The sequence below is a fragment of the Desulfosporosinus fructosivorans genome, assembly GCF_004766045.1.
Lineage (GTDB): Bacteria > Bacillota > Desulfitobacteriia > Desulfitobacteriales > Desulfitobacteriaceae > Desulfosporosinus > Desulfosporosinus fructosivorans.
In genome coordinates, this window is sequence record NZ_SPQQ01000001.1 from 174942 (window position 1) to 200655 (window position 25714).

28 protein-coding genes and 1 pseudogene are annotated in these 25714 nt (G+C 45.0%); 20 read left to right on the forward strand and 9 right to left on the reverse strand.

What is annotated here, in order from left to right:
- Positions 1 to 99: 99 nt before the first annotated feature.
- From cshA to E4K67_RS00780, 3 genes are all read left to right on the forward strand, one after another.
- Positions 100 to 1578, forward strand: a complete 1479-nt coding sequence (cshA, locus tag E4K67_RS00770) for a degradosome RNA helicase CshA (RefSeq protein ID WP_135544520.1) — start codon at positions 100 to 102, stop codon at positions 1576 to 1578.
- Between the two features lie 142 nt (positions 1579 to 1720).
- Positions 1721 to 1960, forward strand: a complete 240-nt coding sequence (locus E4K67_RS00775; protein ID WP_243454285.1) for a M domain protein — start codon at positions 1721 to 1723, stop codon at positions 1958 to 1960.
- Positions 1961 to 2293: 333 nt separating this feature from the next.
- A complete protein-coding gene (locus E4K67_RS00780; protein ID WP_135544521.1) occupies positions 2294 to 2638 on the forward strand; it encodes a hypothetical protein in 345 nt (114 codons plus the stop codon).
- Positions 2639 to 2742: 104 nt separating this feature from the next.
- Here E4K67_RS00780 and E4K67_RS00785 read toward each other — a convergent pair whose 3' ends face one another.
- Positions 2743 to 3153 carry a YtxH domain-containing protein gene (locus E4K67_RS00785; protein ID WP_199242424.1) on the reverse strand — a complete coding sequence of 137 codons (411 nt, stop codon included), beginning with the start codon at positions 3151 to 3153 and terminating at the stop codon, positions 2743 to 2745.
- Between the two features lie 278 nt (positions 3154 to 3431).
- On the opposite strand from E4K67_RS00785, the gene E4K67_RS00790 reads away from it, so the two are divergent.
- From E4K67_RS00790 to E4K67_RS00805, 5 genes are all read left to right on the forward strand, one after another.
- Positions 3432 to 4691: an efflux RND transporter periplasmic adaptor subunit gene (locus tag E4K67_RS00790; protein WP_243454286.1), complete on the forward strand. Its 1260-nt coding sequence runs from the start codon at positions 3432 to 3434 to the stop codon at positions 4689 to 4691.
- Complete coding sequence (locus tag E4K67_RS00795; RefSeq protein ID WP_135544522.1) at positions 4688 to 7816, forward strand: efflux RND transporter permease subunit; 3129 nt, start codon at positions 4688 to 4690, stop codon at positions 7814 to 7816. The genes E4K67_RS00790 and E4K67_RS00795 overlap by 4 nt, the downstream gene beginning before the upstream one ends.
- Before the next feature lie 97 nt (positions 7817 to 7913).
- Positions 7914 to 8456, forward strand: coding sequence for a TetR/AcrR family transcriptional regulator (locus tag E4K67_RS00800; protein ID WP_274594828.1), 543 nt, complete (start codon positions 7914 to 7916; stop codon positions 8454 to 8456).
- 71 nt (positions 8457 to 8527) lie between these two features.
- Positions 8528 to 8698: a hypothetical protein gene (locus E4K67_RS29570; RefSeq protein ID WP_158408357.1), complete on the forward strand. Its 171-nt coding sequence runs from the start codon at positions 8528 to 8530 to the stop codon at positions 8696 to 8698.
- Positions 8699 to 8836: 138 nt separating this feature from the next.
- Positions 8837 to 9028 (forward strand): hypothetical protein, encoded by a 192-nt coding sequence (locus tag E4K67_RS00805; RefSeq protein ID WP_135544524.1) that lies wholly within the window; start codon positions 8837 to 8839, stop codon positions 9026 to 9028.
- Here the strand turns inward: E4K67_RS00805 and E4K67_RS00810 are convergent.
- The gene (locus tag E4K67_RS00810; RefSeq protein WP_135544525.1) at positions 8994 to 9326 is read right to left on the reverse strand and encodes a hypothetical protein; all 333 of its coding nucleotides are present in this window, start codon (positions 9324 to 9326) and stop codon (positions 8994 to 8996) included. The genes E4K67_RS00805 and E4K67_RS00810 overlap by 35 nt on opposite strands.
- A gap of 363 nt (positions 9327 to 9689) precedes the next feature.
- Between E4K67_RS00810 and E4K67_RS00815 the strand changes: the two genes are divergently transcribed.
- The 3 genes from E4K67_RS00815 (at position 9690) to E4K67_RS00820 (ending at position 12162) form a co-directional block, all read left to right on the forward strand.
- Positions 9690 to 10601: a cell wall hydrolase gene (locus E4K67_RS00815; protein ID WP_135545128.1), complete on the forward strand. Its 912-nt coding sequence runs from the start codon at positions 9690 to 9692 to the stop codon at positions 10599 to 10601.
- 246 nt (positions 10602 to 10847) lie between these two features.
- A complete protein-coding gene (locus E4K67_RS30995; protein WP_274594818.1) occupies positions 10848 to 10976 on the forward strand; it encodes a hypothetical protein in 129 nt (42 codons plus the stop codon).
- A 238-nt stretch (positions 10977 to 11214) separates the two neighbouring features.
- A complete protein-coding gene (locus E4K67_RS00820; protein WP_135544526.1) occupies positions 11215 to 12162 on the forward strand; it encodes a DNA-directed RNA polymerase subunit alpha in 948 nt (315 codons plus the stop codon).
- A 98-nt stretch (positions 12163 to 12260) separates the two neighbouring features.
- Here the strand turns inward: E4K67_RS00820 and E4K67_RS29575 are convergent, their stop codons facing one another.
- Complete coding sequence (locus E4K67_RS29575) at positions 12261 to 12422, reverse strand: hypothetical protein (protein WP_158408358.1); 162 nt, start codon at positions 12420 to 12422, stop codon at positions 12261 to 12263.
- A gap of 309 nt (positions 12423 to 12731) precedes the next feature.
- Positions 12732 to 13712, reverse strand: coding sequence for a metallophosphoesterase (locus tag E4K67_RS00825; protein WP_135544527.1), 981 nt, complete (start codon positions 13710 to 13712; stop codon positions 12732 to 12734).
- 115 nt (positions 13713 to 13827) lie between these two features.
- Between E4K67_RS00825 and E4K67_RS00830 the strand changes: the two genes are divergently transcribed.
- Complete coding sequence (locus E4K67_RS00830) at positions 13828 to 14790, forward strand: hypothetical protein (RefSeq protein WP_135544528.1); 963 nt, start codon at positions 13828 to 13830, stop codon at positions 14788 to 14790.
- 152 nt (positions 14791 to 14942) lie between these two features.
- Here E4K67_RS00830 and E4K67_RS00835 read toward each other — a convergent pair whose 3' ends face one another.
- From E4K67_RS00835 to E4K67_RS00845, 3 genes are all read right to left on the reverse strand, one after another.
- On the reverse strand, positions 14943 to 15251 hold the full coding sequence (locus E4K67_RS00835; protein ID WP_135544529.1) for a hypothetical protein: 309 nt from the start codon (positions 15249 to 15251) through the stop codon (positions 14943 to 14945).
- A complete protein-coding gene (locus E4K67_RS00840; protein ID WP_135544530.1) occupies positions 15226 to 15837 on the reverse strand; it encodes a hypothetical protein in 612 nt (203 codons plus the stop codon). Before E4K67_RS00840 ends, E4K67_RS00835 begins: the two co-directional genes overlap by 26 nt.
- A 184-nt stretch (positions 15838 to 16021) precedes the next feature.
- A complete protein-coding gene (locus tag E4K67_RS00845) occupies positions 16022 to 16504 on the reverse strand; it encodes a YlbF/YmcA family competence regulator (protein WP_135544531.1) in 483 nt (160 codons plus the stop codon).
- A gap of 156 nt (positions 16505 to 16660) precedes the next feature.
- On the opposite strand from E4K67_RS00845, the gene E4K67_RS00850 reads away from it, so the two are divergent.
- From E4K67_RS00850 to E4K67_RS00860, 3 genes are all read left to right on the forward strand, one after another.
- Positions 16661 to 17347: a GDSL-type esterase/lipase family protein gene (locus E4K67_RS00850; protein WP_135544532.1), complete on the forward strand. Its 687-nt coding sequence runs from the start codon at positions 16661 to 16663 to the stop codon at positions 17345 to 17347.
- Between the two features lie 170 nt (positions 17348 to 17517).
- Entirely contained in the window at positions 17518 to 17676 is a 159-nt protein-coding gene (locus tag E4K67_RS00855; protein ID WP_206752164.1) for a hypothetical protein, read from the forward strand.
- Positions 17651 to 17926: a hypothetical protein gene (locus tag E4K67_RS00860; RefSeq protein WP_135544534.1), complete on the forward strand. Its 276-nt coding sequence runs from the start codon at positions 17651 to 17653 to the stop codon at positions 17924 to 17926. The genes E4K67_RS00855 and E4K67_RS00860 overlap by 26 nt, the downstream gene beginning before the upstream one ends.
- Before the next feature lie 533 nt (positions 17927 to 18459).
- Here the strand turns inward: E4K67_RS00860 and E4K67_RS31275 are convergent.
- Both E4K67_RS31275 and E4K67_RS00875 read right to left on the reverse strand, forming a co-directional pair.
- Positions 18460 to 18639, reverse strand: a pseudogene (locus E4K67_RS31275) (DUF3102 domain-containing protein); the annotation flags it as partial.
- 248 nt (positions 18640 to 18887) lie between these two features.
- Entirely contained in the window at positions 18888 to 19628 is a 741-nt protein-coding gene (locus E4K67_RS00875; RefSeq protein ID WP_135544535.1) for a ZIP family metal transporter, read from the reverse strand.
- 312 nt (positions 19629 to 19940) lie between these two features.
- On the opposite strand from E4K67_RS00875, the gene E4K67_RS00880 reads away from it, so the two are divergent.
- The 5 genes from E4K67_RS00880 to E4K67_RS00900 all read left to right on the forward strand — a co-directional run bounded on the left by E4K67_RS00880 (position 19941) and on the right by E4K67_RS00900 (position 25671).
- On the forward strand, positions 19941 to 20723 hold the full coding sequence (locus tag E4K67_RS00880; RefSeq protein ID WP_199242425.1) for a GerMN domain-containing protein: 783 nt from the start codon (positions 19941 to 19943) through the stop codon (positions 20721 to 20723).
- 306 nt (positions 20724 to 21029) lie between these two features.
- Entirely contained in the window at positions 21030 to 21473 is a 444-nt protein-coding gene (locus E4K67_RS00885) for a MarR family winged helix-turn-helix transcriptional regulator (protein WP_135544536.1), read from the forward strand.
- A gap of 245 nt (positions 21474 to 21718) precedes the next feature.
- Positions 21719 to 22408, forward strand: coding sequence for a response regulator transcription factor (locus tag E4K67_RS00890; protein WP_135544537.1), 690 nt, complete (start codon positions 21719 to 21721; stop codon positions 22406 to 22408).
- Positions 22405 to 23937 carry a sensor histidine kinase gene (locus E4K67_RS00895; protein WP_135544538.1) on the forward strand — a complete coding sequence of 511 codons (1533 nt, stop codon included), beginning with the start codon at positions 22405 to 22407 and terminating at the stop codon, positions 23935 to 23937. The genes E4K67_RS00890 and E4K67_RS00895 overlap by 4 nt, the downstream gene beginning before the upstream one ends.
- Positions 23938 to 24108: 171 nt before the next feature.
- On the forward strand, positions 24109 to 25671 hold the full coding sequence (locus E4K67_RS00900) for an RND family efflux transporter (RefSeq protein ID WP_243454289.1): 1563 nt from the start codon (positions 24109 to 24111) through the stop codon (positions 25669 to 25671).
- The last annotated feature ends 43 nt before the right edge of the window (positions 25672 to 25714 follow it).

The window sequence follows — 25714 nt, forward strand, 5'->3', positions numbered from 1 at the left end:
TTCCGCAGTGATAGAAACTTTTTCTGCGCAGGTTATAGATAGAGACGCATTTGGAAAACTTAATAATATAACAACATAAAAAAAGGAGTATGAAAAAAATTGGCAACATTTACAGATTTGGGATTAAGTGAACCGGTTATTCGTTCAATCATCAACATGGGGTTTGAAGAAACAACCCCAATTCAAGAAAAGACTATTCCTACAGCAATGCAAGGACGGGACCTCATCGGACAGGCTCAAACTGGTACAGGGAAAACAGCGGCTTACGGTATTCCCTTAATTGAGAGAATCCTTGAGCATGCCGAACAAGTTCAAGGGATTGTTTTGGCTCCTACGCGGGAACTCGCGGTTCAGGTGGCTGAGGAATTAAACAAGATTGGGCAATACAAGCGGATTCATGCTTTGCCCATTTATGGTGGACAAGGAATCGACTGGCAGATCAGGGCACTGAAGAAACGCCCTCACATTATTGTAGCTACACCAGGACGTCTGATGGACCATATGAGGAGAAAGACAATTCGCCTTAATGATATTAAAATCCTTGTTTTGGATGAAGCAGATGAAATGCTGAACATGGGCTTTTTGGACGATATCGAAACGATTCTCAAGGAAATTCCCGAGGAACGTCAGACCTTGCTCTTTTCGGCGACTATGCCGAGACAGATCCAAAATATTGCTCAGCGGTTTATGAAAGAACCGGAACTGATCAGTATTAAGGCAATGGGAGTCACAGTGTCGGATACAGAGCAACATTATGTTGAAGTATCAGAACGGCTAAAATTCGATGTCCTATCACGTATTTTAGACATCCAATCACCGGACTTGGCCATTGTTTTTGCTAGAACTAAGCGTCGCGTGGACGAACTTTCTGAGGCCTTGAGCAAGCGTGGTTATTCTGCAGAAGGAATTCACGGAGACTTGACCCAGAGCAAGCGAGACAGTGTTTTGCGTCAGTTTAAAGATGGAACGATCGAAGTCTTAGTTGCTACTGATGTGGCGGCACGGGGCTTAGATATCAGTGGAGTGACCCACGTCTTTAACTTTGATATCCCACAAGATCCGGAAAGTTATGTCCATCGGGTCGGCCGAACGGGTCGTGCTGGAAAATCAGGTCTAGCTATTACGTTAGTAACACCGCGTGAGATGGGTATGCTTAGACTCATTGAACAGGTTATTAAGCGGAGGATTGTACGGAAGCCTATTCCGACAATCATTGAAGCAGTTGAGGGTCAACAACGCTTGACTATGAATGAAATCTTACGCGTACTCGCTGAAGAGGATATTGAAAAATATAAAGGAGTAGCAGAAGAGTTATTGGCTGAAAACGACTCAGTAACCCTTCTATCGGCTGCTTTGAAAATCATAACCAAGGAACCAGAAGCTGTTGAAGTTCGTTTGACCGAATCTGCACCTATGCGGGGACGAAGCATGGGCAACAATGTAAGACCTCAACAGGGGAATTACAATCGAGACGGCTATGGACAGAAGACGGACACTTGGGCTCGACGCAAAGGCAATGATGTGCGTGGAGGCGCTGCCGGAGCACAACGGGGTAGAGATAATAAGAGAAACGGATAAAAGAACTTGCTTATGAAGTTGCAAACTTCATAAAAGTTCGGTAAGAGAAGGTGAGAATGTTCACCTTCTCTTTTTTTTAGAATTTTCATCTTGAGGAGGTATACTAGAGATGGTATAATTTAGAAGGGTGGAGGGCGGTGAGATGATGGAAAAAGAGATTAAAGAAATGTTCGGGCTTTTACTCAAGAGATTTGATGGCATAGAGACAAGACTTGACAGACTAGAGTCAAGACAAGATGAAATATTCTTAGTTGTTAAGGCTATAGAACATAATAATCTAGTGCATGGGGCCGAAATTGATAATCTAAAGTTTAAGGTAAGTCATACCGAGGGAACGATTAATGCCGTAGGGAATGCAATTACAGCACGGAAGGCGATATAAAATGAAGCATACTAGCAATATAATGATTCTGCATATAAATGCCTTCCATGAAGGGCATTTTTTTCTTTCGAAAGAACTTTCTGCGAAGTGGCGAAGGATAAAGGCTGTAAGGTGTCGAACTTTGTATTTAAAGTGATGTCCGACCTAGTACTTTGAAGAGATAAGACAGAATCCTCGTGGTACTGGTACTGGTACTGGAATATATTTTGATTTAGATTTGGCTATGTGAATTTGATGGAAAGACGAAAGACAATACACAGTAGACAGTAGACGATAGACGATACACAGTAGACGATAAACGATAAACAGTAAACATGTAATGGAGGATAGCTTATGATTTATGAAGTGTGTATACTCGTGGCCACCATCATTTTAGGGGTGTTGGGCATTGAATTGGTGCTTTGGGTGCGCTCGATCCGCAAACTGACGGATGAAGCAAAGCAGTCGATCAAAGTTGTTAATACTCATCTGCCGAGTATGCTTGATGATGTGCAAGCTATGACCAACCTTGCCAGACAAACCACGGAGCAGCTGGGAGGTACTGTCAATGAGGTTGCGGTTAGTCTTGAGGATCTGAGAAAAAATCCGTTGCATTTTGTTTCAGCCATTTTGTTGGCGGCCAAACAAGTGATCGAGCTCTGGAATGAGATTCGTGGCCGAGAAAAGAAAGACGTTTAATGACAAATAAGGGGCACGATTTTATCGTGCCCCTCAATAATCTAAGCCAATAAAGTAAGGGCACGATACTTCGTGCCCTTACTAATCACTCTATTTACTACTCATTATTCTTCTTGAAGCGGAATTTCCGGAACAAGGATTGGAGAATCTATTTCAAGTTCGGTTTGGAGCGAGTCTTCTGTTGGTGCATCCTTGGCAATATTAATGGGTATATACCCGGATTTTTTCATTTTCAGGGATTCTTGAATAAAGGTTTGGAGATCTTCAGCTAATTGTTTGCCTTTACCTACCAGATCGGTGCCCTGCTGTTTTATCGCTTCAGCATGATATGATGTAACGTCCTCGACGTGTTCTATGGCATCGTCGGCTTTTTTATAAATCCCATTACGTAACTCTTTCCCGCTTTTAGGTGCAAACATTAGGCCGACTACAGCCCCAGCTAGGCCTCCAACGAGGGCCGCCACTGCGATGGTGCTGAGATTAGTAGTCCGATGAGCTTTGTGCATTTTTAGCATAAGATCATTCCTTTCTTTATTAACACACTTGATGTATTCTATCATATTGCCAACAAAACGTCTAAGGGTATGGGCTTATAGAGAGAACTATGAAAGCATTTTCTGGAACATAATTCAGATTATCTTTGTTGAAAATATTGGCCTAAAAGATTGATTTCCACTGAGATATAATGTATAAATAGAGGGTGACCGAACAGTCGGTTCTCGTTTGTTAAAAAAGGTACACAGAGTTCTATGGATGCACACATACAAATTTTAATTAAGTGAGGGAAAAGGGCTTGGAAAAGAAGATGGGGAAAACGGGTAAAAAGGGAAAGATCGTGATTCTACTTGCGGTATTGATGGCTTTTGGAGTAGTGACAGGGTGTAGTTCGGGTAAACCCACTGCTGTAGTAGAAGAAAAATATATCCCTGTAGAAGTGGAAGCGGCTGGGATGCAGACGCTCGTCAATACGGCAACTGTCAGTGGTATGATATCTTCCGATACCGATGTTTCCGTGATTCCAGAGGTTGCAGGGAAAGTTATGTCGGTCAACGTGAAAGTTGGGGACTACGTTAGCCAGGGGGCTGTCCTTTTTAGACTGGACGCCACCGATATTGAAAAACAAGTGGGCTCGATGCAGGCCTCGCTTCAATTGGCAGAGGCAAGTTATCAGAAGAACAAAGAACAATGGGATACGGGAAAAACCTCTCTCGAACGTACACAAGCTCTCGCTAATGAAAAGATCACAGATGCTAAGCAGAACTTAGCGAACACGAAAGCCCTTTATGATGCTGGAGCGGTAGCGAAGGTTCAACTCGACCAGGCGGAACTAACGTTGAAGGAACTTGAATCGTCGTTTGCCAGTCAGCTCGAACAGCTCGAAGTACAGACTTCGGACAGCACTCTCAAGATGGCAGAGGCCCAGCTCAACCAAGCGCAGGTGGGATATAATCAGGCCTTAGAGACTTTAGATAATGCTGTCGTAACTGCACCAGTTGACGGAGTCGTCTCTCAGGTCAATGTCACAGTAGGAAACATGGCCACGAGCGCGCAATCAGCGCTGAGCCTTACGAATAAAAATAGCCTGTATACTACCATCAGTGTGGCAGAGAATTTGGTGAATCGCCTGACTCAGGGAAATGTTGTGCAGGTCACGGTTCCCACAGTGTCAGCGGGCAGCTTTGTAGGCAAGATCGATAATATTGGGCCTTCTTCTGACCCGAAAACCCATCTTTATCCCGTCAAAATCTTAGTCGCCAATGCTGAGGGTTTGATCAAGCCAGGTATGTTTGTCAAAGTCCAACTTACGACCGAAGAGAAGGCGGGCGTCATGGCCATTAAGAGTGAGGCGGTCGTTCTGAAGAACGATAAGACCATTGTTTATGTGGTAGACGGGGATAAGGCCGTTGCTAAAGAGGTTGTAACGGGTCTAGATACGGGGGTAGATATCGAAATCCTCAAGGGGTTAACTCAGGGGGACCAGGTGATCATTAAAGGGCAAACGTTAGTTGCCGATGGCCACAAGGTGAAGGTTGTGGGAGGGGAAGAGTCTTGAAGCTAGCTGAAGTATCGGTTAAGCGCCCAGTCACAATCATCATGGCAATGCTGGTTATCATTCTTTTGGGTGGTATTTCCATGTCCCGGCTGCCTATCGATCTTTTGCCGAACATTGAAGTTCCTGTTTCGATTGTTGTGACGCAGTATTCTGGCGTAGGTCCTCAGGAAATTGAGAAGCTCATTACCAATCCCTTGGAAGGGGCCGTTTCTACAGTAGAAAATATTGATACGGTTACGTCTCAAACCACTGAGGGGAGCTCCGTTGTCATAGCGCAGTTCAAGAACGGTACTGACATGGACTTCGCAACTCTCCAGATGAGGGAGAAAGTTGATCAGATTAAAAGTAGTTTGCCTTCTGAGGCTGGGGCGCCGATGGTCATGAAGCTTGACTTAGGTGCGATGCCTGTTGTTACTCTGACCCTTAGTGGACATGATGCGGACCTCGCTAAGCTGCAATCTATTGCCGAGGATAAGCTTAAACCTCAGCTTGAGCGGGTGGCCGGGGCTGCTTCTGTTTCGGTTGTCGGAGGGTATGAAGACCAGATTAAAATCAAAACCCATCTGGAAAAAATGAACGGCTATGGCCTAACCATCAATTCCTTAGCCCTGCTGATTGGTTCAGAAAACCTCAATGCCCCAGGGGGTGAGGTTCAAAAGGGCACGCAGGAACTCACGATTCGAACAACGGGCGAGTTCCAATCCTTGGATGAAATAAAAGAGCTTTTGATTCCTCTGCCTAGTGGAGGGCAGATCAGATTAAAGGATATTGCGGATGTAGGTTTAGAACATAAAGACGTTACCGCGATCTCTAAATCGAATGGTGAAAAAAGTGTCAGTATCTCGGTCCAAAAACAATCGGGAACGAATACTGTTGCGGTATCAGATGGGGTCAATGCTGCCGTCGTAGCATTTGCCCAAGAATACCCTGACCTCCAAATTAATACAGTGCTAGACCAGTCTGTTGAAATCAAGCAATCTATTAAAACCGTCGAAAACGAGGCTATTATGGGTGGGCTTCTAGCCATTGTGGTAGTGTTCCTTTTCTTCCATAATATCCGAACAACGTTTATTACCGCTACAGCGATTCCAATTGCCATGATGGCGACCTTTGCTGTTCTGTATTTTGCAGGGATTACGATTAATATGATGACCCTCGGGGGACTGACTCTGGCAATGGGACGCTTGGTCGATGATAATATCGTGGCCTTGGAGAATATTCATCGACATCGCAAGGAAGGATACTCTAAAGTCGATGCTGCTATTAAAGGGGTGTCCGAGGTTGGGATGGCTATTTTTGCCTCCACGTTGACCACGGTCGCTGTCTTTCTCCCGATCGTCTTTGTTCAAGGCATCGTGGCTACTATTTTCCGAGAATTAGCTATGACATTCGCCATATCTCTTATGGCTTCACTTCTCGTGTCGTTGACCTTAGTTCCGACGCTTTCCGCGAAGCTTATGCAAGCGGAAGCTATTCCTGAGGGGCGTACTGGAGTTAAGGGGGCAGTTGACCGCTTTAGCCGCTGGTTTGACAGGTTGTTTGGGCGAATTGAAGCGACTTATAAGAAGCTTTTGCACTATGGATTGCATCATCGTAAGACCGTTATGGTGATTGCGACGCTTGTCTTTGTTATTTCGGGCGCTTCCGCTCTCAGTTTAGGAGCAGAATTCATGCCCGCGTCCGATGTTGGGCAATTAACTATTAACGCTACTCTGCCGGATGGGGCAAAACTTCAGCACACAGAAGAGGTGGTTGCCGAGATTGAGGGGAAGATAGAAGGGATTACCGAGATTGAAACGGCCTTTACCCAAATTGGGGGGAGCGGAGGGCTTTCATTCGGAGGGGATACCACAAATTCTGGCTCAATCAGTATTCAATTAGTTGATTTAAACGCTCGAGATCGCAGTGTTGAACAGGTGGGTGATGAAATTCGTTCTTTAACGAAGGACATGGCTGGTGTCGAGATTGCGGTTACGATTACAGATACTATGCAAATGGGGGGCTCGTCAACCCCTATTGACATTGCTGTTAAAGGAGAAGAGCTCGATCAACTTAAGAAGATTGGAACTGAGATACAGACTATTGTTGCTACGGTTGATGGAACTCGCGAAGTTAAAACGAGCATGACGGAAGGAGTTCCGGAGGTCGTAGTCAAGGTCAATCGTTTGAATGCTACTCAATTCGGGTTATCGGCTGCTCAGATTTCTCAGGCGGTAAAGGGAACTATTTCTGGAACCACTGCGACACGCTATCGCTATGAAGGGACAGAAATCGATGTCGTACTGAGCGGGGACGATACGTTTAAGACGAGTCTTGAGAATTTAGGGCAGACTCCGATTCCCACACCTTCTGGAATCACAGTTCCGCTAAGTCAAGTGGCTACGGTGGAGATGGGACGTGGTCCAGTGATGATTCAGCGTACGGGACAGACCCGAGTAATCCATGTCACAAGTCAGATTATTAATCGAGATTTAAAGAGCATCACGACGGATATTGAAAATAAGTTAAAGGAGTATCAGATTGCTGATGGGTACACGTATGAAGTAATCGGAGAGAATAAAGAGCTTATGGACTCGTTTAAGGATTTAGGGCTCGCTCTAATCCTGGCGATTCTGCTTGTATACATGATTTTAGCAGCTCAGTTCGAGTCTTTATTACATCCGTTTACGATTATCTTATCCTTGCCGATGGGCTTTTCTGGTGGGATGCTGGGTCTATTCATTACCAGAACCACCTTAAGCGTACCCTCGTTTATTGGGTTAATTCTATTAGTAGGTATTGCCGTGAGTAATGCCATTGTCTTGGTAGATTATATTATCAAACGTAGAGAACGAGGAGAGGAACGGGAAGAGGCTATCGAAAATGCTGGGCCGATTCGCTTGCGACCCATTCTGATGACGACACTCGCAACCATCCTTGGTCTTCTGCCGATGGCTTTAGGTATCGGAGAAGGCTCAGAAACAATGGCTCCGATGGCAGTGGTGGTTATTTTTGGACTCACGCTCTCTACGGTTTCCACCTTGTTACTAGTGCCTGTAATATATACGATATTTGAAGACATTCGAGATTCTAGGAAGCGGAAAAAGGAAAAACGCATCGCGACACAAACTTCGCACTCAGTTTAAAGGTGAGATTTGAGGCTCGAAAGAGCCTCAAATGCCCAATTGGGTAATTTAAGGAGATGATATTACGGGCGCACGAGAAGAAAAATACAAAGACATCATTAAAGCTGCAATTCGAGTTTTTTCTGTACATGGCTTCGACGGCGCGAAAATGGAGAACATTGCCAAAGAAGCTGGAATCGGTAAAGGTACTGTATATGAGTACTTTGAAAGCAAAGAACAATTATTTGAAGAAATAATGAAATTCAGTATCGAGAAATTTCGCCAAGGGCTGAAGGACAGCATAGATCAAGGGGATACCATCGAGGGAAAGATCGTAAACTGCTCTCGCTTTAATGCAGAATTTTTGAGCAGTCATATGGATTTAGTGCAAATAGCCATGAAGGTTAAATTACTCTCGAAAGAAGTGCGTGTTCATCACCTTGCAACTCAAGTGGCTATTATGGAACATTACACAGAGATGGTCAGAGTAGCGAAAGAAAAAGGCGAGTTTAGCCCCGACCTCGATGAAGAATTGGCAACCTATTGTATTATGGGGACACTCGATCAGTTTTGTAAGCAACGCGTCTTTTTTGATCCTCGTCCTTTAGGCGAAATTGATCATCAGGCGATTGTGAGTTTAATGTTGAAGGGACTGAGATAGTCCAAATTGTGAACTCGTTCAACCAAAATAGAACATCAAGAGCTCCCACTTCACAGGTGAGAGTCTTACGAGTGGATAAGCAAACCCCCAAAAGTAGACAGACAGCTTTTAAAGTCTTGAGCTACTTTTGGGGGTTCAACTATGGCGAAAAACAAAAAAGTTTTGAAATTAATTTAATAAAGATTAAATTTACTATAGCAAAATTAACAGTTTTACCAAGAACTTACAAGAAAGAATGGTAAAAGTTTGAAAATATTAGACTAAACACGCGATTGCTGTATTTATTACAGGAATTATAAGGATATTTCGGTAAAGGATTATTTTCATTTTAGTGGAATAGACTATCGATAAGTGAAAATAATTCAAGGAGGTAGACCTGTGTGAACAGAAGAACCTGTCCTCACTGTAAAGGGCGATCATACTCTGCCTATAGTGGGCTGAACTGGGATTGCCCATACTGCGGGAAAAATATGGATAATGTTGATAACGAACTTTGTGATATTCCTAGCCCTGAATTGGAAGAGGAAACACCCACCATCAAGCTTTATGCGATAAATGGGGGGAAGTACTGAAGAGTGCCCCATAGAAGGCATGATGATGAAGGTGCCCATCTAAAGAAAAAGGTGGTTTGTTAAGGCCTTGCATTATACGGTATCGTTTATTGAGAAGACTATAATGAGTTTCCGCTAAGAGTAGCTCAAGCACCGCAAGTTCTACGTACTCTGGGGCTGCGTATTCAAAGTGATTCCAAGCATAGTGTATCTTGTTTTTCGCTTCTTCAATTTCTAAGATCAAGCGTTCTGCCTCGCTGAGCAGCGGTCGTTCTGGGGCAGTAACAGATAATAAGAAGTTCTTAACTAAAGTCTTCATAAAAATCAGCCACACCTCACTTAATGCTTATGGCCATTCTGACCGTCACGGCGACTTGCCATCCTTTGCGGCTTTATATCTAATACATCCTGTTTGAATCTCGGCAAGCCTAACTAAGACTTGGCGACCGTAACTAAGCTTAGCGATCGCCAAGGTTCTTTGTTAGTCCGTTCAAATATATGTACATGTTTGTTTGGATATGCCCAATGAAGTCAAATAAATAGCGTCCTTTAATATTGTGTTGTTATAAAACTCACCTCAATTGGGAAAGACTAGAAATAGTCTAAACTTTAAGAGGTGATTTGTATTTTATTACCAGACCGACGATGTCGGAAATCTTCCGCAATCTGCTTGTGCGGGATGATGTGCTTGTTTCTGTGGCAAGCCTGCATCTTTCCTGCTCTAGGGCAAGGAAGCGCCAATGAGTCCGGTGATCCAATAAAAATAAATAAGAATATTAGTATTGTGGTACAGCGTGGAGAAACCCTTTGGGAACTGGCACAAAGCCATCAAACGACAGTTGATGAAATTGTAAAGCTTAACAAAATCAAAAGCCCTAACAACATCAGAGAAGGGCAATCCTTATGGGTCCCGAGCCGAGTGCTGGAGGAGAAACCTAAAAAAATTGAAGATATTATGTTGACGGATTACCCAATTGAGCCTTCACGATCGTGGTGGGTAAATGCTTTAAGGAGACGAATTGTCCAGGTAGAATCCTTATACTCTCAAGCGAGCAGTACTCAATTGCAAAAGTCAATAATTCCAACCTTCGAAATCTTTGTAAACCGAGAAACACCTGAGCCTGATCTTCCCTTAAATGTTCCTAAGGTAATAGACGAGATTCAGAAACTGGCAGTGTTAAAACCACCTTCCATAGGGACTGAAAGCCAAATCCTCTCTCGCAGCTTAGGACGTTTGGTCTCCAAAGAGGACGTGGAACTATTAAGCCGTGTCATTCATGGTGAAGCTCGAGGAGAAAACTTCGAGGGACAAGTAGCCGTTGGAGCTGTTGTACTGAATCGTTTGAAAGACCCACGTTTTCCAAAAACCATACGCGCGGTCGTTTACCAAGCAGGAGCATTTACTGCAGTAGATGACAAGCAGATTCATCTAGACCCCAATGATCAATCGTATAAGGCTGCAGAAGCAGCATTAGCTGGCCAGGATCCGACGAACGGAGCATTATTTTACTTCAACCCAAGTATCGCCACAGATCGTTGGATCAAGAGTCGAGCCGTCGTCAAACGAATCGGGAACCATACGTTTAGTATCTAAGGGAAATGAAGTTTTCCTGAAGAAAATCCCGCAACAATGATCGTTTGCGGGATTTTTGGCTCTTTTTATCTAAGCGTGAGACTCCCACATCTACAAGTGGGAGTGGTTCCCTAGCGAATATCCTACAAATCTTTACACTTTATTACAAAACTTTTACTTTCTCTGATAGCCTGCTTGCAGTTACAATTAATATAGAAATTAGCTGAACAAATTGGGCTCCAGAAACCCAAGACAGAAGGAGAGAGTATGACAGAACAAGAAAGGTATATCATTGAAGCTATTCTAGTCGACATAGGGCTGGAACCGTTACACGTTGGGACTAACGATCAAGAACCTAAAACTAAGCCTAAGACGGTAGTTAAAACAAAGGGCTAGAGGCGAATACTCAAGTTGGGTATTTGCTTCTTTGATTGTTGGAAAGATTAAATGGCAGTGTAGAATATGTGACCGCTATATATCCCACCGGGTAATGTCTAGCGAAACTGGGTCGTGGGTACATTAGTAGTAATGGGTGTACCTCCATAGTGAGGAGCAGTATAAATTTATATCCTGATTAGCACCTAAGAACTTATTCCGTAAGAACTTATTATTAAAAGAGAAGAGGGGCCTACTAATGTTGGAAATAGAGAAACCAAGAATCGAGTGTATTGAGCGTTCTGATAACAACTGCTATGCTAAATTCGTTGTTGAGCCTCTTGAAAGGGGATATGGGATTACCTTAGGGAATTCTCTAAGGCGCATCCTGTTGTCCTCTCTTCCAGGATCAGCAGTGACATCGGTCAAAATCAAAGGAGTACTCCACGAGTCTTCTACAATACCGGGGGTTCGCGAAGATGTTACGGACATTATCCTCAATTTAAAGTCCCTCACCTTGAAGGGTTATACAGATGAACCCCGGGTTATTCGCTTAGAGTCTCAGAGCAGAGGGGTAGTTACTGCCGCAGATATTATCGCCGACCCAGATATTGAAATTATGAACCCAGAATTGAAAATAGCCACATTGGATAAAGGTGGCCGTTTATTTATTGAAATGATTGTAAACCGAGGGAAGGGTTATATCTCAGCTGACAAGAATAGTACGACAGAAGATTCCAGCGGAGCTATGCCCATTGACTGCCTATTTGCTCCAATTTATAAGGTCAATTACGAGGTTGAGGCAACCCGAGTCGGCCAAATTACCGACTATGACAAGTTAACACTTGAAGCCTGGTCTAATGGCAGTATCTCGCCGGAGGAGGCTATTAGTACGGCAGCCGGAATCCTGAATGATCATCTGAGTCTTTTTATGCGGGGCAGCGATATCTCCGATAATGTTCAAACTATTGTAGAAAAAGAAGAGAAGGCCAAAGAAATTCTTAACATACCAATTGAGGATCTCAAGCTATCTGTTCGTGCCTACAACTCTTTGAAGCGGACCGGGGTAAATACGTTAGAAGATTTGACACAAAAGACGGAAGAAGACATGGTTAAAATGCGTAACCTTGGCCGCAAGTCGATAGAAGAGGTGGAATGTAAACTTAAAGAATTAGGATTAACGTTTCGTGCAGAAGAAGAGGAGTAGTTTCAACTTTAGTTGGAAAGTTCACTCAGATTGGCATTAATCAGTGAAAGGCTATCACCATACGCAGAGGTGATAGCCTTTCACTTGTATTACTATTTTTAGAAGATGACTCCTAAGGCGATAAGAATCAAGATAGCAATAGCGATAATTCCTACACCAATTCCTGCACTAACACCCCCATAGCCATATCCAGTAACTGGAGCAACAGGGGTAGGACAACAAGCTCCACCCATTTTAACCTGACCCATTCCGTACATCAAAAATTTCCACCTTTCTAATTTGCGAATTTAGAATACAATACCCATTGCGATAAGCAGAAGAATAATTATAACAACAGCCGCGATTCCTGCACCAATTCCTTTTCCTTGATCACAACAGACAGCGGATTCATTACCAAATGCCATTTCGATTTCCTCCTTTACCAGAGATAATTCATAATATGAATATAATGGATAATATGGAATTTGTCTTAGGTCCTAAATAATCCCCGCTCTTGTTGCGATACGGTTAACATTAATAATAACCATTTTAGACATGGCTAGCCGTCTCTTTAAAAAGATGCAAGACATCTAAAATGTTTGGTGGTTCGCCTGGGAATTTCCCTGGTGCAAGGTAAAAAAAGCGATTTCTGGGGGGACATTAAACCTTATGGGTAGAATGCTTTCCCCAATGCCCCGATTAATGTAAAGAGGAATACCGTTAATCACATGATACCCTTCGTAGACTCCTAGATCTCCCAAATAGGTATTGGTGATAAGAGGCCCAAATCCAGGTAAACGGATTTGCCCTCCATGAGTGTGCCCGGCAAGGAGAAGTTCTGCTCCGTTTTTAGCTACATCATCAAGACAATCTGTGGAATGAGCCAAGACGAGGCGAAAGGGCGGACTAGATTGAGATTGAGGTTGAGATTGAGATTGAGATTGAGATTGAGATTGAGATTGAGGTTGAGATAGAGATTGAGATAAGAGTACTTCTTTATAAGCTAGATCCACATCGTCATGTGCGGTAGCAGGGTCGTCGACCCCGATGATCCAGAGATTAAGGTCTGATAAATAGGAAGCGTTGTTAAGTAAGGGGGTCCAACCTAAGTGTTGAAATTGTTGAAGATATCGTTTGAAAAGGGTGTTCGAAAGGTTGCTGTAATCGTTGTTGCCCATGACAACAAATTTCCCGTAGGGGGCCGTAAGTCCTCCCAAATAGATCTCTAGTTTATCTAGATCCGTTCGGGTGGAAACGATATCTCCAGTGATTACGAGTAAATCCGGTTTTTGAGCCATCACAATCTGCTCGATGCTTTCAGGTAAGATCTGGAGGGTTTCCAAATGCAAATCGCTGAGTTGGCAGATCGTCTTTCCTTCTAAGGAAGATGGGAGATTGGGATAAAACAAATCCCAATGTTCCCTTTTTAGAGCTAGGGTATCATGTTTGGCATAGCCGAGAACCCCTAAACCCCCAACAGGAAGTGTAGAAAGCAGCCAATGGTTTGCTATGAATCCGCCGATTCTACGAAAGAAGCCTCGACGGGATATGTTTTTAGTTAGCGGTGGCATGGTTGCCTCCTCAATTATTATAGTTTGCCTACATGAGGTATTCAGAACCCTTCTATTTACGCTATCATATCATGTTATAAAGTTACATTAAAATAAATTAAATAAGGAGGGGAGCATGGTGAAGTTCGGTGGGGATGAGCCAAATAATCCGTATCAGACACTTGGACCTCAGGGGTTCCCTATGCAGTTACCTAATAGTCAATTAGGTCAGGGATACTCTCCGGGTGCTATTCGCAATACGCTGGGATCAGGACTAAAAGCGAGTGGCTTTTTCCAAAAAGATGGGCAAATCCAAAACTCACGGGGAGGGTTTATAGGGGCAAAGCAACCGCCGCATCAAGGGATGCCATACCAGACCCCTCCACCTGCTCAAGGCACAGGCTTTATCCCCCCGCAACAGAGTGAATACAACCAAGGCTCAATGTACTCGCAAGGGCAAGGCCAAGGGCATAATCAGGGGGGATATAATCAAGTCATGGGATATAATCAAAACCAAAACCAAGGATATTATCAAGCTCAAGCGCGTCAACTTATTTTGGAGGCTGCCCAACAAGGGATTATAGGCAATGGTGTGGCTACAATCTCGCCAGACAATAGTTTTCTTCTGGTTGCCAATCTTCCACCACCACAAACGTTTCTAGGACAAGGACAAACGGGGATGTATGCGTCTTATTTGGTGGACGACAAGGGGAAGACGGGATTCTTGGTAGGGGTTTTAAGGCCAGTTGGGAATGGAGTTTATCGGGCTCATTTCCAAAGTCAGGTTCCACTTCATCATTACAGTCGTGTCGTAATCTCAGTGGAAAATCCAGCCCAGCTCGGGCAGGCTCCACAAGGCCCGATTATTTTGAAAGTCAAAGAGCCATTAGGAATGATGGCATTTTTAAATCCGATGAAAAATACTGCAACGACTGTTTGGGGAAAGATATCCGGATTCATTAATAACAGAAGGAAACCAGCGGGAAGTTCGGAAGTCGCCCCAATGAGTCCAGAACTTCTTCAATCTCTGAACCAAATGGGCGTGGCCCCCGGTACAGCACTACCTCCAAATATTACTCCTCCGACGAACCCGGAGTGAACTTGTCCAACTATAGTTGATATAAAGGATAACTCTTTCACAAAGTAATATAACAAGGTAATGGGTAGGTAATTCAATCGCAAGAATTATCTACCCTTCTGCTGTTTGCAATTAGCAGAACACTCGACCATCCTTGGTCAGCGCTTTTTAGGTTAGAGGAAGAACAAGATGAGTAAAACTAGGGCAAGGATCCCAAACGTTCCTAGGGTCACTGTGATGCCGAGTGTCGCCATGGTTGTTTGGACTAAGAGGACATTAGAAAAAAAGCTGATAGACAAGAACAAGGTCATCGCCAAAATACCCGCTCCCACGGGCGGGGACTGAAGAAGTGGAACAAGACGCTTAAAACTATAATCCCAGGTTTCTGCCGACTTAGGATCGGAACATCCACGCGGTAGGGATGGGGGGCTCGGTACAATCACAGGAACTCTGGGATTACGGGGTCGAGTTAGCAACGGCATTGGCATTCCCTCCGTCCCCTGTGCCATTTGGAGTTCCTATTCCGGCTCGTTCAACAAAGAACTGGGCAATCATTAAACCGAGTGCGATAAGCAGGTTACCGGGTGCTCCCGGCACTTCAAATAATGGCACAGTAAATGAAGTATCAGGGCTTCCGTCAAAAGGCACAAACGGAGCGGTTACAAATAAGGAGACACTTAAATTGTCAGGAAAAAGTGGCTCATCCGGACCGACAGGTCCGAAGCCTTGCCCTGGTGCAGGTGAAGCTGGTGTAGGAATAGGAACTTGTCCTTTGATAGCAGATTGCACAAGCTGGTTCAGTTGTCCTAAGGTTAGGGTTACAGGATAGAGGTTTGAAGCCGCGCGTTCTAGGTTCGGAGGATGAGCCAATGCTCTTTTAAAAAGAAACGACATCAATACATCCAAACCAACGATAATCATTGAGGCAAAGTGAAGTTCAATAGATGCCAAGGGAAAAATCATTGCACTGACCGGACTAAACTGCAAGTCTCGCCGGATCGGGCTGGTTACTATGATAGAAAAGGAGAAAGGAGTCGCTGGCAGCGGGGGAGCATATTGGTTAATCACAGCGAATCTCCTTTCTCAATAGATTTCATCAAAACCAAGTGCGAAGCGTTACCCATACTCCTAAGATGCTAACAATTAGGAACGCTATGAACGTTACGGGATGTGTGATATCGTTAACGAGACTAGGTCCCTGATAACCGTTGACTCGCACTTCTCAATAACACTTCCTTCTTCTATATCACTATTACAGGTTGAAGCCAGGTGGGAGTTTAATGCCTTTTAACATTTCTGGCGAGATTTGCATCTTCTCAATAGAGTCTCCCCCACCGATTCTGTCAAGAATTTGCTGGGCCATGCCTTTTAATTCTTCTGGGATGGGAAGATCATTGGCCGAGGGCATGCCATGCATCGCTGTAGTTAAGGTTAGGTTTACCATGGCCATAAGTTTTTCGAATTTTTGTTGCTGAACAAAGTACGCTTTGATTAGAGGATGTTTATTCATAAGACGGACCTTAAGATCAAGTAGGGCTAGAGATTCCTTTTCAGGAACAACTTTACTGAGCATTTGAGTGGTTACCAACCCGCGCTCTTTCTCCTGGTACTGGATAAATGCTTCTTGGCTTTGAGGATCGGCCATAATGGAAGCTTCTGCAGCTTTTAATCCTTGAATTTCAGGGGTTTGAGACAGGGCCGCTCCTAATTCGCGGGCCTTGTCGATGTAACTCATAGAGGCACCTCCTTTATCCTTATACAAAATATGCGATTAAAGGCATACTGGTGTATGATGGGTTCCAGGAGATCGATGAAAATAAGATTATAGTTGTGAAGAAGGAAAGTGGAGAATGGTGTAGAATCTTTATTTAAAAAGAGAGGTGGGATTTTTATGCGAACATATCGATTAGAGATACGTTTGATTCAAGTTGCTGCGGTGCTTGCTTTTATCGTGCTGGTCGCTGGTTTTTTTGGCTTATGGGGGCGGGGCGAAAAAGAACCTGTAGGAAAAACAGGAGCTGTGGTAACTAATCCAGTGGTTCTCACTAATACAAAGATTGTCGCCTTAGGAGATTCGTTTACGTTAGGATATCCGCTGGACGCAAAGCGTTCCTGGACTCAGCACTTGGCAGATGGGCTCGAGGTTTCAGTGGTCAATAAGGGGAAATCATCCCAGACTGCGCTAGATCTACTTTCCCGCTTCGATGCGGATGTGGTGGCAGAGAAACCGGGCCGGGTCATTATTTTCGCAGGGATAGGGGATGCGCTTAAGGATGTGCCCCTCGCTGAGGTTCAAAAAAATATTGAAGCACTAGTGGAGAAGGCAAAGGCCAATCACATTATTCCAATACTGGCCCTCCCGATCGGATACCCTAGTGTTCAGCAAGCTATTGCAGACACTCGGGAGTGGGAGATTGAGTACGCCAAGAAGCAAGATATCTTGACCTTAGACTTTTCAACAGTATTGTTTGATGCAGATGGTAAATACTTAAGCGGTTTATCCTCTGAAGGCGGAAAGTATCCCAATGCCAAAGGGTATGAGGCGATGGGAGAATATGCGGCAGGGGTGCTCAAGTAGGAGGGTCCGCGTCACACCTCCTCGGGCCCTGCGTTCGTCGTGCCAAACTAGGGCTTTAATCCTTTCTTTGGGGAGGGCAGGGTTCCCGGCAAATCGGCCATCCTTGGCCGTTGCCGGCGGGAAACATCCTTGTTTCCCGCCCTGCCTATGAAAGAGGATTAAAGCCGAGTTTGGCTACGACGACCGCAAAGGCGTCGGAGCGTGTGAGCGCGGACCCTCTGGCTGGGAGACGCGAGGGAGGAACGGGGGACGGGGGACGGCCTGTTTTCCGCGTTGCGGAAAAAGCGGCAAGGGTGGCACGAGTTGCAAGCTTGGGGGACGGTTCTTAGGCTGGGGGACGGCCTGTTTTCCGCGTTGCGGAAAAAGCGGCAAGGGTGGCACGAGTTGCAAGCTTGGGGGACGGTTCTTAGGCTGGGGAACGGCCTGTTTTCCGCGTTGCGGAAAAAGCGGCGAGGGTGTCGCAGGAGTTGCAAGTTTTGGGGACGGTTCTTAGCTGGGGAATGGCCTGTTTTCCGCGTTGCGGAAAAAGCGGCAAGAGCGGAAAGCGCGGAAAGCGCAAGTTTGAAGGACGGTTCTTAAGCTTGAATTATTAAGCTGAGTGGCTGTTGAGTACGTGTTTGGATGCAAAAGTCTTGAATGATAATCTGAAAAGGGGTAGACCGAAAGCTCGGTCTACCCCTTTTGTGCTAGTCAGACCCCCATGCCGCTGCGCGGCATCACTGATGAATGAAAATTTTGTCCATACTACTACTAAGGCTGGCGAAGGTAGGGCGAACTTTCTTGGTGCCGCGAGCCCGTTAACTTTTAGTTTCATACTTTCTGAAAGTATAAGTGCAACTAAGGTGGTCACCGGCGCTTGAAGGCTTGGCGTCAGCCAAGTTTTCTTTAACGTATCTGAAAGTTAAGTTTTCGGGGTACCCCTTTACCCTATGAAGTCTATCATAAATAGGGCTTGCCAATTTATGGAAAAGTCTAGACTTCGCAAGGGTTTACGGGTGGTGTCTTAATAACTATGTGCATGGAAAAACAGCCTTTGCGTCAAAAACCGTGCCCATGAAGTTAAAATCAAATGGTGCATCGATGCACCATTTGGCCTCTCTTCCCCGACGCGGGGAGTAACTCACTGATTCAGTCAGCCATTTGCGCCACTCCCCATGGGGTACCAGCTCTTTGGTTTCCGTCAAACGCCGTCCGATCTCAACGGCGTTGCTAAGCAGCATTTTGCAGCTTTGTTCCTTGATAAAGTTAATCTCGGACGTGATTTGCTCAGGCGTCCTGTTGGAAATTTCCATCCTTAGACTGGCTGCCCATCCATTTACGGAATGTATTTTCAGATACTGCTATAGGATATGCCGAGCCCCGGACAAGCGTGAGGGCTATAGCGCCAATTCTCCCTTGTCTAATTGCCCAAAGTCTGAGTTTGGATATTAAGTCGGAAAATCTTAAGACTCAGCCTGTACCATGCCCTTATAGGGCTAGAGCAAACCACCCGCTAAGCGGGTGGTCATGATTAACCTTTCTAAATAATATGAGGCGCGGTTCAGGAAGAGTGGAGCATGCTAATTACAGCAAAAAAGATAAATCCGATCGTTCCGCCGAGCAGGGCGTAATGGGGGTGTCGTTCGCGTGAGAGGGGTATTAGCTCTGCGAAGACTAGAAAACTCATGGCGCCTGCGGCGAGGGCAAGGAAGAAGGCTAGGGAATTCTGAACTCCTTCGAGGGCTAGGAGCCCGATCATGGCGCCGAGGGGGGTGAAAAAGGCGATTCCGATGTTCAGGAGAAGGATTTTCCACCAACGGATTCCAGCCATTTTTAAGGGTGCTGTGGTTGCCATCCCTTCGGGAAGATTATGCAAGGTGATAGCAAAGGCGATAAGTAGGCCAAGGCCTGGGGACGCTTCTTGGCTGACTGCTATGGCCATGCCTTCCGGGAGATCATGTAAGGCTATCCCGGTTGCGACGAGAAGTCCGGTCCTTTTTAGGCGTTGACGTCGGGACAGGGGGAGAGTGTTATTGGGTACATTTAGGCGAATTTCTGCAAGGTACATAAAGAGTAGGCCTAAGGCAAAGCCAAAGACTACTTGGAGCGGTGGGCCGATCTTCCAAGCATTAGGAAGCAAATCAACGCTCACGACTGCAAGCATCACTCCGCCCGCTCCGGCCAAGAGGGAAGCAAGAACGCGTTCCTTTGGCTTACCAAACAAGAGGACAAGTAGGCTACCAAAGGTTGTCGCCAGTCCAGCAATCATACTAGTCCAGATAATTTCGTACATGTCGTGCATGACAGGCTCCTTTCAATAATCTTAACGATACCCATATTTATGGCTCGAAGCTGTGCTTTATACAAATAAAATATAAATGCCCGGAATTTATTCAGACAGATCTTCACTAAAAGGGCTGTCTGTTTTAGTCTAAAATACATAGGATAGGCGATGAGAACCTGTACTATTTTTAAGCACAAAGCATAGGTTTAGAGTGAGGATAAGGAAACTTACTCAGTGATTAACTGAAGTTTAGTTGAACTTATTCAGGGGCTAAATGTTCGACATCGAGTATCGATGATCGGATATCGAACTGAGGAAGGAGCAAAAATTATGAAAGTGCGAATTTGGAAAAGTTTTCTCATGGGGGTTGTTCTCTTCAGCCTCGTTTTTATTGGAGGCTGTGGGACACTGGAAACGTTAGTGAATAAGGATGGAGCTACGACATCATTTGGGGATTTCATCGGTGGGGATAAAACTGCATCCCTTCCGGACGCGACAACAGTCTCAACAGGGGTAACCTCTTCAGATCCAAAGACGATCGTACTGTATTTTGCAGATTCGACAGGTAAGTCTTTGGTTAAGGAACAGCGAATATTGCCCAAGACTTTGAGTTTAGCTAAGGAAACCGTGACAGAGTGGTTAAAAGGACCTGCAGAAAAAGGAACGACAGTGCAGGCCTTAGTTCCCACGAATACAGTGCTACTTGGGATTGCCATTAAAGAAAATGTGGGCATTGTTGACTTAAGTAAAGAATTTCTTCAACCCAATTCAAAAGTTTCTCCAGAAGTTGCTTTGTATGGGCTTGTTAACACCTTGACACAGTTTTCAACAATTAAACAAGTGCAGATTCGAATCGAGGGGAAACCACTGACCAATTATGGGACACTCGATGCCACAATGCTGGTCAATAAATCGAGCTTAGTAAAGGGGATTACCTCAACAAACCCCACAAACCCCACAAACCCAACAACCCCAACAAACCCAATTATCCCGAGCTCAGAAACAGGAAATGCCGGCTTAGGGATTACAGCGCCTAGTAAAACTAATAACGGAGCCCTTTCTAAATCACCAAGCTCAATCAACCTTTTTAATTATCCTCCGACTTCTACCTAAGAGTGAACGTGGGCCCTCTGGGCTGGGAAGAACCCTCTGGGTTGGGAAGAAACAATTAAAGATTTTGAATCCTATGTTTATGTTAAAGAAGAAATGCAGGAGAGGCGTAAAGCCTATTCTGCATTTCTTCTTTAACTCTCCGACGGCCTGTTCTTGGTTCCTAGCCCGGGCCGTAGTGTCACACAAGTATCCAATTGCATTTAGGGAAGTAGCTGTCCCTTTGGTAAGAGCAACGAACAGTGCAAGTACCACAAGTTCTATTTTTATGCTAGAATAGGATTATAATGGGGATGGAGGGGGTTAGAGATGGCACCAACCGAAGATTTGCCAAAACAGTTAGAAGAGACAATAAGACGTGCAAACACCATTTTGTTCAGGCGCGGTCGATCCATTCTGATTGGCAGGGAGATTTCTGCGCTTCAGTTTAATGCGCTCTTATCCATTCGAGAATTTGGACCTCTAACGATGGGGGATTTGGGAAAACACTTGTTTGTGGCATGTAGTACAGCGACTGATTTAGCGGATCGGATGGAACGAGCGAAGCTTGTCGAACGGGCTCGGGACGAGAAAGACCGAAGGGTGGTCAGGATGCACTTGCTGCCTCAAGGAGAAGAGGTTCTGAATGAGGTCATTGCAGAACGTCAGAGCTTTATCGGCGAAGTTATTAAAGATTATACCGATGAAGAATATGAGGAATTGATGCGTAGCTTGGAGCTTCTGGAACATCGGATGGAGTTGAAAAGGTCGTAAAGACACTTCCACCCATCGGGATGGAGTTACAATAATAGTTGGGAGATCAAACCCTCACTTAGGAGATGTTAAGTGAGGGTTTTCTTTATAATATGGAATCTACATAAAATCTTGTGAACTTTCCTAAATACATCCCAAACATAAGCGGTATACTTATTAAAAAGAATCGTGGTGGAATCTGCCTAAACTAGTGAGGATGATTCAACGGCTTAGGCCTTTTACCTAATTAGGAGTGATGAATGTAAATGAAAATTGTCTTAGTCGATGATGAACCAGAAATACTGACCCTTGTTAGAGACTACCTTTCGAGGGAAGGATTTAGTGTCTTGACGGCGCTGAATGGAACAGAAGGTATGCAGCTCATCGAGCGTGAAAAACCAGATCTTGTTGTCCTGGACTGGATGCTTCCAGGAATGAGTGGTTTGGAAATGTGCAGACGCTTGCGTGAGACGAGCACGATCCCGATAATTATGCTGACCGCCAAGTCGGAGGAAATAGATAGAGTCCTTGGACTAGAGTTTGGGGCGGATGATTATATTGTTAAGCCCTTTAGCCTGCGAGAATTAGCGGCGCGAATCAAGACTGTGCTCCGGCGTTCCTCTGGGGTGGCACAAGAAAATGCACCTGCTTCGATCCTAATCCGAGGGGAATTGAGCATCGATGTCACGAGCCACAAGGTGTCCAAAAGAGGACAGGAAATTTTCCTAACCCCTACTGAGTTTAATATTCTCCATTTATTGGCGACTCGTCCGGGTACGGTTTATAGCCGACTTCAACTATTGCGTCAAGCGATGGGGGAGGAATACCTCTACTATGAACGATCCATTGACACGCATGTCTCAAATTTACGTAAAAAAATAGAAGATAACCCCAGTGAACCAAAATATGTGGAGACGGTGTTTGGTGTTGGATATCGCTTTGGAGAAGGGCTATGACCCTTCGAAGAAAATTTATTATGGCACTCATTGGCATGGTTATTTTCATGTCGATCGTCTTTATATCCATAGCTATGGTATCATCGATAGCCTTAGTTACGCGTGCTGAATCCTACGTGCAACAAGCCTCTGGAGAACGCTTAAAACAGCTCTTAACTGATTACTACGAGTCCCAAAGGAGTTGGGTTGGGGTGCAGGGCTATGTTGTGAAGATCACCGAGGGGCTAGACCCGAAATTTGGACGTCCGTCCCGTGAGCCACAACACTATTTAGTCTTCGACCAAGCAGATATCGTCATTGTGGATTCAGCTCGTAAAGATCTGGGTAAACCTCTCGCTGAACTTTCGCTAAACACTATAATAGAGAAACAATGGCAGGAAATTAAAGTAGATGACGAACTGGTGGGACATTATTGGCCAGATCAACACCCCATGGCCATGAATATTAAGTTATCCCTGGATGGTAAATTGGCGAAAACCATTGGAATCTCGATTATTCAAGCGATGCTTATCGGCTTAACTCTCACGTCCTTAGTGGCGTTACTGTTAGGACTTTTGTTGACCCGTCACATTACGAAACCTTTAAATCATCTCATGTATGCTGTTCGAAAAGTGGGAAAAGGGGATCTCACGTCTCGAGTTGAGGTGAAGGGAAACGGAGATATTGCCATATTAGCTCAGGATTTTAACCGGATGACAGAGCAATTGACCCGTAATGAGGAAGTAAGACGTAATATGGTTGCGGATATCGCCCATGAATTGCGCACGCCGCTGGCGGTTATTCTCGGAAAACTGGAATCAATTCAGGAAGGGGTACTTCCGTCAACACCGGAAACGATCCTACCTATTCAGGATGAGACTCTGAGACTAATTCGCTTGGTACGAGATCTCCAACAGTTGAGTCTGGCGGAAGCTGGTAAACTGCCGATGGCCTTGCAAGCCGTCAATCTCAGACAGATTGTGGAGAAAATTACCGAGCAGTTCGCCATAGAATTTGAGGAACGGGGCTTGAAGGTCGATGTTGTAGGGGATGCGCCTGAAGTGATTGGCGACCCAGATCGTTTAACTCAGGTATTTGTGAACATAATTGGGAATGCGCTTTTACATACACCCCCAGGAGGATCTCTTCAAGTATTATTAGCCGAGACAGGAAAACCTGTTGAAGAGGGTGAGATCCCTGACGAATCAACCCATCGTTTGCTCGATGTCTTTCGGCGTAAAGGTGAAAAAACACAAAAAACGGAAGCGGGGAACAGCGGGGAAGATAAAAACACCACTAGCAGTGTGCGATCAGATGGTTGGGTCCGAGTGACGGTGGTAGACTCTGGAGAAGGGATTCCAGAGGAAGAACTTGAGCATATTTTTGATCGCTTTTATCGGGTGGACAAATCGCGAGAGCGGGAAAATGGTGGAACGGGTTTAGGACTTGCCATTGCTAAAGAGTTTATTCAGGCACACGGTGGGGTTATTCAAGTGGAAAGTAAAAAAGGTGAGGGTAGTTGTTTCAGGATTTCATTACCCATCAAGTGAAAGATAGGTGTTAAGGAACTAGTTTTAGTATAGACGAATTCCTGACAAAATCTTGATAATTCCGTCGTTGTTTCATCATATAGCTGTGATATATTAGGCAAGAAATATTTGAACAATATAATATCTTGAAAGAAGCAGTGGGCTTGTAAAAAGGTGAAAAGGAGTAAGCGCATGAACAAAAAATGGCTGAATAAGAAATGGGTGACCATCGGAGTAGTAAGTCTTATGGTCCTGGGAGGCGGTTATTGGACCTATACAAACGTTACGGCTAAACCTTCCGTAACTACTAATACCACGACGAAAGCCAAAATGGGAGATGTGAAAAAAGTAATTACCGCAACTGGAACGGTAAACTTTCCTCACTCGATTCCTTTACAATTCTCCAACAATGGACAGGTGGTTGAACTGAATATTAAGGATGGAGATTCAGTAAAAAAGGGGCAAGTTCTAGCGAGAATTGATGATGCGGCTCTTAAAACGACCGTCGTGCAACAGCAAGCCAACTTAATGACTGCTCAAGCTAAACTTCAATCTCTTCAAGATGGATTTAACGCCCAAACAAAGGCAGAAGCTCAGTCGGCACTTGCTAAAGCTCAGCAGGGAGTAGCCACTGCACAGCAGAATTTAACCACAGCCGAACAGAACACAGATCAGAGTTACTTAAACAACCAGGTTTTACTAGCCAAGCAAAATGTTAAACAAGCTAGTGATGATTTAGCCAAGGCACAACAACAAAGTGGCACTGCGTCGACTACAGCGCTGAACCAAGCGTTGGCTGCACTCACGACCGCAGAGAATGCTCAAAATGGAGGAGCGGCTCAGTCTCTAGCTTCTGCGCAAGCACAATATCGGTCAGCTCAGGCGGATTTAACGTCGGCGCAATACAAAGTTAAGGAACAAGCGGATGGTCCAACAGCAGCTGATCTGCAATCGACTTATGCGAACATATCCCAAGCACAGGCTCAGCTTGACAGTGCGAACGCGAAATTAGCAGAAGCCACAATATTGGCACCGACAGATGCCGTGGTCATCGATTCTGGCTTGCAACTGTACCAATACACAACTGACGACTCAATGATCACGATCACGCCAACTGCGGGCACGGGGAGTAATCTTGAAGTGGCAGCGACGATTGATCAGGCAGATATTGCTCAGGTCAAGATAGGACAGAAAGTAGATATAACTTTGGACGCCTACCCAGATGATCATAGTACAGGGAGTGTGAGTTTAGTTGCCCTTCAAGGGACAACCGCTTCCAATGTTACAACCTTTAAAGTCACAGTGGCGGTCGATAAGGCCAGCGAAAAACTTCTCTCCGGAATGAATGCCAATATTGATATTGTAGTGGCGGAGGCCAGTAATGTTCTGACAGTTCCTAGTGAGGCGATTAAAACTGTAGGAGGTAAGAAGCAGGTTATCGTACCTGAGTCAGCAGGTGTTGAGGGTGCCACACAGGCTCAAGGCGAGCAAGCCCCTCAAGCAGGCACGAAAACAAACGCCAACGCTGGGAAGGCTATGGCGAATGCGGGTGTGAAAACTGTCACGGTGGAAGTCGGTTTGGATGATGGGACCAATGTAGAAATAAAAAGTGGATTAACGGAAGGGCAAGAGGTTGTGACAGGTACAAGCGCTGCTGTTACAGCCAAAGCGGCTTCAGGATTTAGTCTTGGAGGCGGCGGAGCTAGAGCAACAAGTGGTGGTGGCGGTGGTGCTGCTGCTACTCCTCGACCGTAGTAAGTTCAGGTCGTGTAATTCAGGGCAGAGTGAAGGGTAAGCA

Bases quoted from the DNA above. Each gene is read 5' to 3' on its own strand.
- E4K67_RS00825 (WP_135544527.1), bottom strand. From the start codon at position 13,712: ATGCCACCGCTAACTAAAAACATATCCCGTCGAGGCTTCTTTCGTAGA.
- E4K67_RS00830 (WP_135544528.1), top strand. From the start codon at position 13,828: ATGGTGAAGTTCGGTGGGGATGAGCCAAATAATCCGTATCAGACACTT.
- E4K67_RS00895 (WP_135544538.1), top strand. From the start codon at position 22,405: ATGACCCTTCGAAGAAAATTTATTATGGCACTCATTGGCATGGTTATT.
- E4K67_RS00885 (WP_135544536.1), top strand. From the start codon at position 21,030: ATGGCACCAACCGAAGATTTGCCAAAACAGTTAGAAGAGACAATAAGA.
- E4K67_RS00785 (WP_199242424.1), bottom strand. From the start codon at position 3,153: ATGCTAAAAATGCACAAAGCTCATCGGACTACTAATCTCAGCACCATC.
- E4K67_RS00900 (WP_243454289.1), top strand. From the start codon at position 24,109: ATGAACAAAAAATGGCTGAATAAGAAATGGGTGACCATCGGAGTAGTA.
- E4K67_RS00890 (WP_135544537.1), top strand. From the start codon at position 21,719: ATGAAAATTGTCTTAGTCGATGATGAACCAGAAATACTGACCCTTGTT.
- E4K67_RS00835 (WP_135544529.1), bottom strand. From the start codon at position 15,251: ATGCCGTTGCTAACTCGACCCCGTAATCCCAGAGTTCCTGTGATTGTA.
- E4K67_RS00780 (WP_135544521.1), top strand. From the start codon at position 2,294: ATGATTTATGAAGTGTGTATACTCGTGGCCACCATCATTTTAGGGGTG.
- E4K67_RS00880 (WP_199242425.1), top strand. From the start codon at position 19,941: ATGAAAGTGCGAATTTGGAAAAGTTTTCTCATGGGGGTTGTTCTCTTC.
- E4K67_RS00820 (WP_135544526.1), top strand. From the start codon at position 11,215: ATGTTGGAAATAGAGAAACCAAGAATCGAGTGTATTGAGCGTTCTGAT.
- E4K67_RS00875 (WP_135544535.1), bottom strand. From the start codon at position 19,628: ATGCACGACATGTACGAAATTATCTGGACTAGTATGATTGCTGGACTG.
- E4K67_RS00810 (WP_135544525.1), bottom strand. From the start codon at position 9,326: ATGAAGACTTTAGTTAAGAACTTCTTATTATCTGTTACTGCCCCAGAA.
- E4K67_RS00775 (WP_243454285.1), top strand. From the start codon at position 1,721: ATGATGGAAAAAGAGATTAAAGAAATGTTCGGGCTTTTACTCAAGAGA.
- E4K67_RS00845 (WP_135544531.1), bottom strand. From the start codon at position 16,504: ATGAGTTACATCGACAAGGCCCGCGAATTAGGAGCGGCCCTGTCTCAA.
- E4K67_RS30995 (WP_274594818.1), top strand. From the start codon at position 10,848: ATGACAGAACAAGAAAGGTATATCATTGAAGCTATTCTAGTCGACATA.
- E4K67_RS00815 (WP_135545128.1), top strand. From the start codon at position 9,690: ATGTGCTTGTTTCTGTGGCAAGCCTGCATCTTTCCTGCTCTAGGGCAA.
- E4K67_RS00850 (WP_135544532.1), top strand. From the start codon at position 16,661: ATGCGAACATATCGATTAGAGATACGTTTGATTCAAGTTGCTGCGGTG.